The organism is Pseudomonas edaphica (assembly GCF_005863185.1).
GTDB lineage: Bacteria > Pseudomonadota > Gammaproteobacteria > Pseudomonadales > Pseudomonadaceae > Aquipseudomonas > Aquipseudomonas edaphica.
Genome location: NZ_VBVZ01000161.1, coordinates 1 through 11,551 on the forward strand (window position 1 = coordinate 1; position 11,551 = coordinate 11,551).

General features: G+C 61.5%; 13 protein-coding genes. 6 read left to right on the forward strand and 7 right to left on the reverse strand.

Annotated features, from left to right (window positions below; translation table 11 throughout):
• From FEM54_RS12870 to FEM54_RS12880, 3 genes are all read right to left on the reverse strand, one after another.
• On the reverse strand, positions 1 to 1,180 hold a 1,180-nt coding region (locus tag FEM54_RS12870; protein ID WP_138451216.1), incomplete at its 3' end, for an MFS transporter.
• A gap of 103 nt (positions 1,181 to 1,283) precedes the next feature.
• Positions 1,284 to 1,970: an ArsR/SmtB family transcription factor gene (locus FEM54_RS12875; protein ID WP_138451218.1), complete on the reverse strand. Its 687-nt coding sequence runs from the start codon at positions 1,968 to 1,970 to the stop codon at positions 1,284 to 1,286.
• A gap of 148 nt (positions 1,971 to 2,118) precedes the next feature.
• Positions 2,119 to 3,033 carry a LysR family transcriptional regulator gene (locus FEM54_RS12880; protein ID WP_017134714.1) on the reverse strand — a complete coding sequence of 305 codons (915 nt, stop codon included), beginning with the start codon at positions 3,031 to 3,033 and terminating at the stop codon, positions 2,119 to 2,121.
• 118 nt (positions 3,034 to 3,151) lie between these two features.
• Here FEM54_RS12880 and FEM54_RS12885 point away from each other — a divergent pair, with 118 nt between their 5' ends.
• The 3 genes from FEM54_RS12885 (at position 3,152) to FEM54_RS12895 (ending at position 4,945) form a co-directional block, all read left to right on the forward strand.
• Positions 3,152 to 3,445, forward strand: a complete 294-nt coding sequence (locus FEM54_RS12885; protein WP_017134713.1) for a putative quinol monooxygenase — start codon at positions 3,152 to 3,154, stop codon at positions 3,443 to 3,445.
• A gap of 158 nt (positions 3,446 to 3,603) precedes the next feature.
• Positions 3,604 to 4,617: a zinc-binding alcohol dehydrogenase family protein gene (locus FEM54_RS12890; RefSeq protein ID WP_017134712.1), complete on the forward strand. Its 1,014-nt coding sequence runs from the start codon at positions 3,604 to 3,606 to the stop codon at positions 4,615 to 4,617.
• 145 nt (positions 4,618 to 4,762) lie between these two features.
• The gene (locus tag FEM54_RS12895) at positions 4,763 to 4,945 is read left to right on the forward strand and encodes a hypothetical protein (protein ID WP_138451220.1); all 183 of its coding nucleotides are present in this window, start codon (positions 4,763 to 4,765) and stop codon (positions 4,943 to 4,945) included.
• 8 nt (positions 4,946 to 4,953) lie between these two features.
• On the opposite strand, the gene FEM54_RS12900 is transcribed toward FEM54_RS12895, so the two are convergent.
• Both FEM54_RS12900 and FEM54_RS12905 read right to left on the reverse strand, forming a co-directional pair.
• On the reverse strand, positions 4,954 to 6,147 hold the full coding sequence (locus tag FEM54_RS12900; protein WP_017134710.1) for a multidrug effflux MFS transporter: 1,194 nt from the start codon (positions 6,145 to 6,147) through the stop codon (positions 4,954 to 4,956).
• Positions 6,148 to 6,234: 87 nt separating this feature from the next.
• Positions 6,235 to 6,432, reverse strand: coding sequence for a heavy-metal-associated domain-containing protein (locus tag FEM54_RS12905; protein WP_017134709.1), 198 nt, complete (start codon positions 6,430 to 6,432; stop codon positions 6,235 to 6,237).
• Between the two features lie 147 nt (positions 6,433 to 6,579).
• Between FEM54_RS12905 and FEM54_RS12910 the strand changes: the two genes are divergently transcribed.
• The 3 genes from FEM54_RS12910 (at position 6,580) to cueR (ending at position 9,640) form a co-directional block, all read left to right on the forward strand.
• Positions 6,580 to 6,960 (forward strand): hypothetical protein, encoded by a 381-nt coding sequence (locus tag FEM54_RS12910; RefSeq protein ID WP_017134708.1) that lies wholly within the window; start codon positions 6,580 to 6,582, stop codon positions 6,958 to 6,960.
• 65 nt (positions 6,961 to 7,025) lie between these two features.
• Positions 7,026 to 9,242: a heavy metal translocating P-type ATPase gene (locus FEM54_RS12915; RefSeq protein ID WP_138451222.1), complete on the forward strand. Its 2,217-nt coding sequence runs from the start codon at positions 7,026 to 7,028 to the stop codon at positions 9,240 to 9,242.
• A complete protein-coding gene (cueR, locus tag FEM54_RS12920) occupies positions 9,239 to 9,640 on the forward strand; it encodes a Cu(I)-responsive transcriptional regulator (protein WP_138451223.1) in 402 nt (133 codons plus the stop codon). Before FEM54_RS12915 ends, cueR begins: the two co-directional genes overlap by 4 nt.
• A 183-nt stretch (positions 9,641 to 9,823) precedes the next feature.
• On the opposite strand, the gene FEM54_RS12925 is transcribed toward cueR, so the two are convergent.
• Together FEM54_RS12925 and FEM54_RS12930 are read right to left on the reverse strand one after the other, a co-directional pair.
• A complete protein-coding gene (locus FEM54_RS12925; protein ID WP_017134705.1) occupies positions 9,824 to 10,720 on the reverse strand; it encodes a PA4780 family RIO1-like protein kinase in 897 nt (298 codons plus the stop codon).
• Between the two features lie 134 nt (positions 10,721 to 10,854).
• Positions 10,855 to 11,551 (reverse strand): thiolase family protein (locus FEM54_RS12930; protein WP_477749731.1); only part of this gene is annotated, 697 nt, incomplete at its 5' end.

Sequence of the window (11,551 nt, forward strand, 5' to 3'; positions counted from 1 at the left end):
CGGAACCGGTGGCCCGCGCCGAAGTGGGATACAGCTCCGGCGTGTAGGTGTACAGCACCGCCCACATGCCAAACAGAAAGAACTGCATCAACAGCCCCGAGGTAATCAGCAACCCCACGTTGCCGCCAAACACCGCGCTCTGCCCATACAGAAACGCCATCACCCCGCCGCCCAGCAATGTCACCACACACACCGGTTTACGGCCCCAACGTTCCACCAGCCAGGCCGCCATCAAGAAGCCCGGTATCCCGCCCAGGGAAATGATCACCGTGTAATACACCGATTGCGTCACGGCAAAACCCGACTGCTGCAACAGCGCACTCAGCCAGGAGGTCAGCCCGTAGAAACCCAGCAAGGCAAAAAACCACACGCTCCAGATCATCATCGTGCGTTGGCGATACTGCGCCGACCACAACTGCTGGAACGCCGAGAAAAACGTGCCCGGCACGCTCTCAACCCGAGGCAAGGCAATCGGCTCCGGCAAGTCCGTTCGCCCCAGCGAGTCGCGGACCTTCTGCTCAATGCCGAGCAACACCTTGTCCGCCGCTGCATGCCGCCCGGCCTGTTCCAGCCAGCGTGGCGATTCCGGGATAAAAAAACGAATCGCCAGCACAAACACCGCCGGTACCGCCAACACCAGGAAGATGTCGCGCCAGCCAATCACCGGCAGCAAAAAGTAGGACAGCACACCCGCCGCCACAAACCCCAGCGGCCAGAAGCCATCCATCAAGGCGATATATCGCCCACGGCCCTTGGCGGGAATCAGCTCCGAGAGCATCGACTGCGCAATCGGGAATTCCATACCCATGCCGATCCCCAGCAGGATGCGAAACAGCGTCAGCGTTTCCACCGTCTGCGCCGTGGAGCACAGGTAACTGGCGACGCCCCACAACACGATGCTCCACTGAAACACCGGCTTGCGCCCGAAACGGTCAGCCAACATGCCGGACAAGGACGCACCGACCACCATGCCAAAAAAACTCGAACTGGCGAGTAACCCGGCCTGGGCCGTGCTCAGGCCGAACTCGGTTTTTATCGAGCCCAACAGGAAGGTCATCATCGCCAGGTCCATGGAGTCGAAAAAAAACGCCAAGGCGATGATGATGAAAATGATTCGGTGGTAACCGCTGATGGGCAACCGTTCCAGCCGTTCCGCTGCGCTATAGCCTTGCATACCCATGCCATACCCCCCGAGTGAAAAATCCCCAAGGCGAGTGTGCGGCATCGTTTTACCCGATTATTGCTGGATACGACCTGACTGAAACTCTGAACGACGCACGCACCTACGCCGTGGCCAGACGGTTGATTTCCGCAAGCCCCAGGTCGGTCACCAGCAAGGCACGCGACTCGTTGACCGCGTTGATCCAGCCGCACTGCAAAAACAACTGCAACAACCCGGCCCCCAATGCACCCCCCAGGTGCGGCTGCTGCTGGCTCCAGTCAAAACAGTCGCAGGCCAACGGCTCAGACAGTGCCTGGATAAAAATGCCCAGGGTCGCGAAATGCTGCGCGCCGGTGACGGTCACGTCGGTACGCTGTTCGTAGCGGTCGATCCAGCCGGCCTCCAGCATGCGCTGATAAAGCCCCGCTGCCAGTTCACCGCCCAGATGCCCCTGGCACAAACGCGCGCGCCGCAACGGCGGCGGCGCCAGGGATACTCGCGGGGAAACCTGCGGAGCGTTGCGTGCGGCACAGGCCAAGGTGGTACAGGCCAATGCGTCGACGGCCGCACAGACATCCACGGCGGCCATGCGAAACAGGCGCTTGCCGCGCTTGGCCTCGCTGCGCAGCAAACCGCTGCCGATAAGGCGCGCAAGATGCGCATTGGCCGACGCGGCGGACAGCCCGGCGAGCATAGCCAGTTCGTCTGCGGTTTTCGCCGAACCGTCCATCAGTGACCAGAGCATGGCGGTGCGCTTGGGCTCAGCGAGCAAGCTGGCGATCTGACTGATGCAAGGTGCTTCTTCCATGTATTCACTCCTTGTAAATCATTTGTCTGCTGCGGTTGGAACCAAAGTATAGGGGCGCAAACCGCCCATTCCGCGGCGTCCGACAGCGCGAATGGGGACAGGCTCTGAGTGAAATTTCTGGCTTTGGTGGAGGCTATTGCCTAACGCTCTATCGCCCCGGCCTTTGCGCGGTCAAAGCCGCACAACGGGACACGAGCATTTCCCGCAGCAGGTTAATGGGTTTACTCAACTGAGCACGGTGGGCGCACAGCAGGTTGAGCGGCGTGCGCTCGCCGCGCAGCTCCGGCAACACCAGGCGCAAACGCCCCGCGAGCACGTCGGTGCTCACATCCAGCCACGACTTGTAGGCAATGCCGACACCCGCCACCGCCCAGCGGCGCACCACATCGGCGTCGTCACTGAAGCGATCACCGCTTACCGTCAGGCCGACCTCGCGCTTGCCGTCGTAAAAACCCCAGTGGTCGTGGACACGGCTGCCCAGCATGTACAACAGGCAATTGTGCTGCGCCAACTGCTCAAGATGCCGGGGCTCGCCATGCCGTGCCAGGTAGCTGGGTGCGGCGCACAGCACGCGAATGTTGTCCGGGGCGATGGGCAGCGCGACCAGGCTGGAATCTTCAGGCTCGCCGTAGCGCAGGGCGATGTCCACCGGCTGGCGGAACAGGTCGGCAATGCGGTCGCCCAGCAGCAGGCGGATGTTCAATTGCGGGTATTCAAGCTGAAACTCATCCAGCCACGGCAGTAACTGGTTGCGCCCGAAATCCGACGGCGCCGACAGTTGCAGCACACCGCTTACATGGTCCTGGCCGCTGGCCAATAAGCGCCGCCCTTCGTCCAGAGAACTCAACGCGGCGCGGGCATATTCCAGGAAGCCTTCGCCTTCGGCAGTCAGGCGCAAACTGCGGGTGGAGCGCGCCAGCAAGCGCGTGCCCAGTTGCTGTTCGATACGCTTGAGCGCCGCGCTCGCCACGGCAGGCGAGAGGTCCATGATGCGTGCAGCGGCCGACAAACTGCCGAGGTCCGCCGCCCGCACAAACAACTGCAAATCATCAAAACGCAGCATGTACCCTCGCCTATTATCAAAATTCTATTGAAACAGACTGCTGTTTTAGCCGCTTTTATCTGTGCTGGAAATAGCTAATCATCTGTCCATCCCGTTCACCACGTGTCTGGAGTTGAATATGTCCGCTGCCTTTAACGTCATCGCCACGCTGATCGCCAAACCCGGCCAGCAGGCCAAGTTGGAAACCCTGCTGCGCGGCCTGTTGGAACCGACTCGCCTGGAAGCCGGTTGCGAGCAGTACGACCTGCACCAGGACCTGCAACACCCGGAAACCTTCTACATGCTCGAACGCTGGAGCGACGACGCGGCGCTGGCCGATCACGACCAGAGCGCGCATATCCAAAGCTTCCGCGCCAAGGCTGCGGATGTGCTCGAACATTTCGAACTCAAGCGCCTGCAATTTCTTGCCTGATCACCCCATCAGCAAGTTTTTGTGGCGAGCACGCTTGCTTGCGCTGGAGTGCGAAGCGCTTACCGACAGGTTTTGGGGCTGCTTCGCAGCCCAGCGGGAGCAAGCTCCCTCGCCACATTTAGCCTGACTCTCGACCACCTTCTTTACCCGGAGCCAATATGAAAGCCATTGCCTACTACGCCTCACTGCCGATCAGCGACGAAAAATCCCTGCAAGACATCCAATTGCCGGAGCCGGTCGCCGGCCCGCGTGACCTGCTGGTGGAAGTCAAAGCCATCTCGGTCAACCCGGTGGACACCAAAGTGCGCCAGAACGTCGCCCCGGAAAACGGCGCGGCCAAGGTGCTGGGTTGGGACGTGGCTGGCGTGGTCAAGGCGGTCGGCAGCGAAGTGACGCTGTTCAAGGCGGGCGACAAGGTGTTCTACGCCGGTTCCCTGGTGCGCCCAGGCGGCAACAGCGAACTGCACACCGTGGATGAACGCATCGTCGGCCATATGCCCAAGAGCCTGGGTTTTGCCGAAGCCGCCGCACTGCCACTGACCGCCATCACCGCCTGGGAGCTGCTGTTCGAGCGCCTGCAAGTGCGTGAAGGTAAGGAAGATGAAGGCCAGAGCCTGCTGATCGTCGGCGCTGCCGGCGGTGTGGGTTCGATCCTGACCCAGTTGGCCAAGCAGCTCACCGCATTGAACGTTATCGGCACCGCCTCACGCCCGGAAACCCAGGAATGGGCCAAGGCGCTCGGCGCCGATGTGGTGATCGATCACAGCCAGCCACTGAGCGAGGCGTTGAAAAATGCCGGCCAGGCGCAGGTAACCCACGTCGCCAGCCTGACCCAGACCGACCATCACTTGGACGAACTGGTCGAAGCCCTGCAGCCGCAAGGCAAGCTGGCGTTGATCGACGACCCCAAGGTGCTGGATGTGAGCAAACTCAAGCGCAAGAGCCTGTCACTGCACTGGGAGTTCATGTACACACGCTCGATGTTCGAGACGCCGGACATGATCGAACAGCACAATCTGCTCAACCGCGTGGCCGAACTGATCGACGCCGGCACCTTGAAAACCACGGTGGGCGAGCACTTCGGCGTGATCAACGCAGCCAACCTGCGCCGCGCCCATGCGCTGCTGGAAAGCGGCAAGGCCAAGGGCAAGATCGTATTGGAAGGGTTCTAACAAGTAGCTGTCAGAGTCGTCCATTATTCATGTGAGTAATGGACGACACCGCTAGTCAGAGAGTTGATCTTTGTCATATTTGCGAACGCATTCAGGTTTATATTGGCCGCCTTTGCCACGATTCTTTTACGTGAGGAAGTCAGCAATGAAGATCCTGATAAGAGCGTTAGCAAAATCCCCAGGCAACAAATGGCAGGTCAGCCTCGACGGTGACGCCTTCACCTTCCGCAGTGAGGCCGAGGCCCGCGCCTTTGCCGACACCCTGCAAGCCCGCATCCAGGCGCCCCACCACATTCCCCTCAGCCAGCAACGCTCCGCCGCCGGCTGATTAGCACCTCAGACCTGCGCCTGCGCGGCCCTCGCCCGTTGCAGGCGCTGGGTCGACACCGCAATCGTCACCGCCAATACACCGCACAAGCTGATGACCATCGCCATCGGCATCGCCGTGCCGTCGTGCAACACGCCGACCAAGGACGCCGCGCCTGCCGCCACACCAAACTGAATGCAACCGAGCAATGCCGAGGCGCTGCCGGCCCGTGCACCCTGCCCGGCCATGGCACACGCCGAGGTGTTGGGCAAAATGCAGCCCAGGCTGGCGATGCAGATAAACAGCGGCACCAGTAACGGCCATAACGCCTCGGTACGCAGCGCGGCAATGGCCAACAGCGTCAACGCCGCCGCCACGTAGACCCACACGGTGCGCGACAGCAGAAACGCCGGGCCACGCTTGGCCAGCAACCGCGCATTAAGCTGCGCTACCAGGATAAAGCCGGCGGCATTGGAGCCAAATACCCAGCCGTAATGCTCGGCGGGCACGCCATAGAGTTTGATAAAGACGAACGGGGAACCGGCGATGTAGGCAAACATCCCGGCAATCGAGATACCACCGGTGAGGGCGTAGCCCAGATAAACCCGGTCCGACAACAGGCTGACATAGCGGCTCAGCGAGCCGGACAGCGGTTGACGCGGCTTATCGGCCGGCAAGGTTTCCGGCAACCCGACCGCCACGGCGATGGCCGCCATCACGCTGAAAATCGACAACGCGAGGAAAATCGACTGCCAGCCCCACAGGCCGACCATCACCCCACCCGCCAACGGCGCGAGGATCGGCGCCAGGCCGGTCACCAGCATCAGCTGCGAATAGACTTTGGCCGAGCCCACGGCATCACATTTGTCGCTGACCACCGCCCGCGAAATCACCATGCCCGCGCAGCCGCCAAGGGCTTGCACAAAACGCGCGCCGATCAACCAGTCCAGGGACGGCGCGTAGGCGCAGGCGAAGGACGCCAGGGTAAACAGGGTCACGCCACTGAGCAGCGGCACGCGCCGGCCAAAGCGATCCGCCAGCGGCCCGTAGATCAATTGGCCGATGGCCAGGCCGCCGAAATACACGGCGAGGGTCAGCTGGATGTGTTTTTCGTCGGTGGCAAAGGCGGTGGCCATCGCCGGAAAGCCCGGCAGGTAAAAATCGATCGCCAACGGCGCGAAGGCGCTCAAGGCGCCCAGAATCAGGATTATGCGGAGGTTCATCAGACACCCAAGTGAGTCGGCAGCCCGACAGTCTAGCCGCGCTTGGGTGTGATGAACATTACGATAGCTCGCTAACTATCGGAAATTTTACGCGAGCTTGGCGCTGTAGCCTTCTTCGGTGATCAGCGCGATGACTTGCTCGTCGGACAGCCGGCTTTCAACCCCGACTTCCTTGGCGGCCAGGTTGACGTTGACGCTCGCCGCCGGGTCCTGGCTGTGTACTGCTTGAGTGACCGCCCGAACACAATGGCCGCAGGTCATCCCTTCAACACTGAATACTTGCATGACATGACTCCTTTGATGAGGTTGGGGCCAGTCTCGACCTTGCCACGATGGCAAGGTCAAGCGCTCAAAATTGCGACCGGGCTGGTATTCCAGCGTTGCCTCGGCCAAGCTTCATGCATCTTGGATTTGAACCACGGAGCATTCGCCATGCGCTGGTCGTTTTTTAGCCTTATCGGCCTGTTGAGCCTGTCCGCCGCTGCGCCCATGGCGTACGCGGACCAGGACTATGCGGTGTTGATCATTTCCCGCGAGCGCCTGGAAGTGCCGACCAATTGCGAAATCGGCCTGTATATCCAGGACCAGTTGGCCGGGCGCCTGTTCCAGGAACAGGCCACCTCGTTCAACTTGCCGGCGGGCAATGTGTCGCTGCGCCTCAAGCTGCTGCCGGGTCAATCGCCAGGTTGCCTGCCGGGCATGCTCGCACCGCCTGCGCAGAACATCACGTTGAAGGCCGGAGACATACGCAAACTGCGTATCGCCCAAGGCCCGGACGGTATGTACCTTAAACCCGCCGCACTGGAGTATTAAAGGCGCTTGACCTTCCCCGCAGGTCAAGGTTGATGCTAGGGGCAACTTCTCTGGAGGACTGCCCCATGAATGGATCCACCACCTTTGACCTGCCCATCAGCGGCATGACCTGCGCCAGCTGTGCCGGGCGTGTCGAGCGCGCGCTGGGCAAGGTGCCGGGGGTGCAAAGCGTCAGCGTCAACCTGGCCAACGAACGTGCCCACATCGAAGTACTCGGCCAGATGGACCCCGGCGTGCTGATCGCCGCCGTCGACAAGGCCGGCTACACCGCCACCCTGCCGCAAAGCGAGACCGTCACCGACGCTAAACAGGCCCAGCGTCTGCACCACGAGCGCTGGTCGTTGTTGTTGGCCATCGCGTTGGCGCTGCCATTGGTGCTGCCGATGCTGGTGGAGCCGTTCGGCCTGCATTGGATGCTCCCGGCCTGGGTGCAATTCGCGCTGGCCACTCCCGTGCAATTCATCTTTGGCGCACGCTTCTATATAGCCGCCTGGAAAGCCGTGCGCGCCGGTGCTGGCAATATGGACCTGCTGGTGGCCATCGGCACCAGCGCCGGCTATGGCCTGAGCATTTATGAATGGCTCACGGCGCCCGTGGGCACTATGCCGCACCTGTATTTCGAAGCCTCAGCCGTGGTGATCGCCCTGGTGTTGCTGGGTAAATACCTCGAAAGCCGCGCCAAGCGCCAGACCGCCAGCGCCATCCGTGCCCTCGAAGCCCTGCGCCCGGAACGCGCGATTCGCGTGTTTGAAGGCCGTGAAGAAGACGTCGCCATCACTGCGCTGAAGCTCGACGACCTGGTGCTGGTCAAACCTGGCGAGCGCTTCCCGGTGGACGGCGAAGTGGTGGACGGCCAAAGCCACGCCGACGAGGCCTTGATCAGCGGCGAGAGCCTGCCGGTGCCGAAACAGCCGGGTGACAAGATCACCGGCGGCGCCATTAATGGCGAAGGCCGTTTGCTGGTACGCACCCAGGCGCTGGGTGCAGAAAGTGTGCTGGCGCGAATCATCCGTCTGGTGGAAGACGCCCAGGCTGCCAAGGCACCGATCCAGAAACTGGTGGATAAAGTCAGCCAGGTCTTTGTGCCGGCCGTGCTGGTGCTGGCCTTGGTTACGCTGGTGGGGTGGTGGTTGTACGGCGCTTCACTGGAAACCGCGATCATCAATGCCGTCGCGGTACTGGTGATCGCTTGCCCATGCGCCCTGGGCCTGGCCACGCCGACCGCCATCATGGCCGGCACCGGCGTCGCCGCTCGCTATGGCATTCTGATCAAGGACGCCGAAGCGCTGGAACGTGCCCATGCCGTCAGCGCGGTGGTGTTCGACAAGACCGGCACACTCACCTCCGGCGCGCCAAAAATTGCGCACCTGGCCGCGGTGGATGGCAATGAAGATTTATTGCTGCAACAGGCTGGCGCCTTGCAACGCGGCAGCGAGCACCCGTTGGCCAAGGCCGTGCTGGATGCGTGTGGTGAAAAAGGGCTGATCGTGGCGGACGTGAGTGCCAGCCAATCGCTGACCGGACGCGGCATTGCTGGCACTTTGGATGGCCGTGAACTGGCCTTGGGCAACCGCCGCATGCTCGAAGAGAACGGCTTGAGCGCAGGTGAGCTGGCCGAGTCTGCCAACGCCTGGGAAGCCGAAGGCCGCACCTTGTCGTGGTTGATTGAACAAGGCGCACAACCACGCGTGTTGGGGCTGTTTGCGTTTGGCGACACCCTCAAGCCCGGCGCATTGGAAGCCGTGGAACAACTCAAGGCTCAGCACATCAGCAGCCACTTGCTCACCGGCGATAATCGCGGCAGTGCCCGCGTGGTCGCCCTGGCGCTGGGCATCGATGATGTACACGCCGAAGTGCTGCCAGCCGACAAGGCCGCGACGGTGGCCGAGCTGAAAAAGACTGGCGTAGTCGCCATGGTCGGCGATGGCATCAACGACGCTCCGGCCCTGGCGGCTGCCGATATCGGCATCGCCATGGGCGGCGGCACCGATGTGGCCATGCATGCCGCCGGCATCACGCTGATGCGCGGCGACCCGCGCCTGGTGCCGGCCGCCCTGGAGATCAGCCGCAAGACCTACGCGAAAATCCGCCAGAACCTGTTCTGGGCCTTTGTGTATAACTTGATCGGCATTCCGCTGGCTGCCTTTGGCCTGCTCAACCCGGTGCTCGCAGGTGCGGCCATGGCCTTGTCCAGCGTCAGCGTGGTGAGCAATGCGTTATTGTTGAAAACCTGGAAACCGAGCATTTGGAAACCGGAGCAATTGGAGGACAAGCGCCCATGAACATAGGCCAAGCCGCCCGCCAGAGCGGGCTGAGCGCCAAGATGATTCGCTACTACGAATCCATCGGCCTGCTCAAAGCCGCGCACCGCACCGACAGCGGCTACCGCGTGTATGGCAGCGATGACTTGCACACGCTGGCGTTTATCAAACGCTCGCGGGATCTGGGGTTTTCGTTGGAAGAAGTCGGCAAGCTGCTGACCCTGTGGCAAGACCGTCAGCGGGCCAGCGCCGACGTAAAAGCCCTGGCGCGCCAGCATATCGAGGCGTTGAACCAGAAGATTCTGGAGCTGGGGCAATTGCGCGACACGTTGCAGGACCTGGTGGAACACTGCCAGGGTGACCATCGGCCGGATTGCCCGATTCTCAAGGAGTTGGCGTCGGGCAGCTGTTGCGCCTGATCAGCTCTGCACAAAACAAATATGGGAACAGGCTTATGTGGCGGCTGCCTTATGTGGGAGCTGGCTTGCCTGCGATTGCATCACCGCGATTTAACTGACATACCGAGGTGTCTGCATCGCAGGCAAGCCAGCTCCCACAACAAGCCAGCTCCCACACTTTTTAGATCTCCAATTGCCGGGAGATCACTGCATCCAAGGCGGCGGCGGTTCTTCCGCAGTCTTGCTCGGTGGCGCATCATCCGCCGCCCGAACCGCTTGCTTGCGCTCTTCATCCAGCCGCGCCGCTTCGATTTCGCGGATCACACCGCCCACATCCGCCAGCTCTTCCGGCTCATCAAACTCGCCGGTCAACACGCTGGCCGGGTGCAAGGTGCCGGCTTCGTACAGTGCCCACATTTCCTTGGCGTACTTGGTCTTCTTCAACTCCGGGGCAAAACGTCCGAAGTAGGAAGCCATGTTGCCCACATCCCGCTCCAGCATGCTGAATGCGTGGTTGTTGCCCGCCGCATCCACTGCCTGGGGCAGGTCGATGATCACCGGGCCGGTCGGCGTGAGCAGTACGTTGAACTCGGACAGGTCACCGTGCACCAGGCCAGTACACAGCATCAGCACGATCTGGGAAATCAGGAAGGCGTGATATTCGCGCGCCTGGTCCGGCTCCAGCGTTACGTCGTTAAGACGCGGCGCTGCATCGCCGTACTCGTCGGCCACCAGTTCCATCAGCAGCACGCCTTCCAGGAAGTCGAACGGCTGAGGCACGCGAACGCCCGCGCCGGCGAGGCGGAACAACGCCGCCACTTCGGCGTTTTGCCAAGCGTCTTCGGTTTCTTTCTTGCCGAACTTGGAGCCTTTCGCCATGGCCCGGGCCTGGCGGCTGTTACGAACCTTACGGCCTTCCTGGTATTCGGATGCCTGACGAAAACTTCGTTTATTCGCCTCCTTGTAAACCTTGGCGCAACGCAATTCATTGCCGCAGCGCACCACATAAACAGCTGCTTCTTTACCGCTCATGAGAGGGCGCAGCACTTCGTCGACCAGACCGTCTTCGATCAGGGGTTCAATGCGTTTAGGAGTCTTCATCAGCTTTTATTGTGGGTCCTTTATTACCAAATACGCGTATGGCACTCGTTATACGGCAATCGGCGCGCCGGTGGGAGGGGCTACCGACCTCTGACCGCTGAAGAATGCACTCAATATGCCAATTTCGTCGGCATTCAGCGTTCGATAATCGCCGTCACGCCCTGGCCGCCAGCGGCGCAGATCGAAATCAGCCCTCTGCCCTTGCCCGCCGCGTCGAGCAATTTGGCCAGGTTGGCGACGATGCGCCCGCCTGTGGCGGCAAACGGGTGGCCGGCCGCCAATGAGCTGCCTTTGACGTTGAGCCGGCTGCGATCAATGGCGCCCAGCGGCGCGTCGAGCCCCAGACGCGTCCTGCAATACTCCGGGTCTTCCCAGGCCTTGAGCGTGCACAAAACTTGGGCAGCAAAGGCTTCGTGAATCTCGTAGTAGTCAAAATCCTGGAGTGTCAGGCCATTTCTCGCCAGCAAGCGTGGCACTGCGTACACCGGTGCCATGAGCAGGCCTTCGGCGCCGTTGACGAAATCCACAGCCGCCGCTTCGCCATCGCGCAAGTAAGCAAGAATCGGCAAGCCACGTTCCTTGGCCCAGGCTTCACTGCCCAGCAGCACCAAGGAGGCGCCGTCGGTCAGTGGCGTGGAGTTACCGGCGGTGAGCGTGCCCTTTTCACTGCGCTCGAACGCCGGTTTAAGGTTGGCGAGTTTTTCCAGGGTCAGGTCGGGGCGCAGGTTATTGTCGCGGGTCAGGCCGAGAAACGGAGTAAGCAAATCGTTGTGCCAGCCTTCGGCGTAGGACGCGGCCATTTTCTGATGGCTTTCCAACGCCAGTTGATCC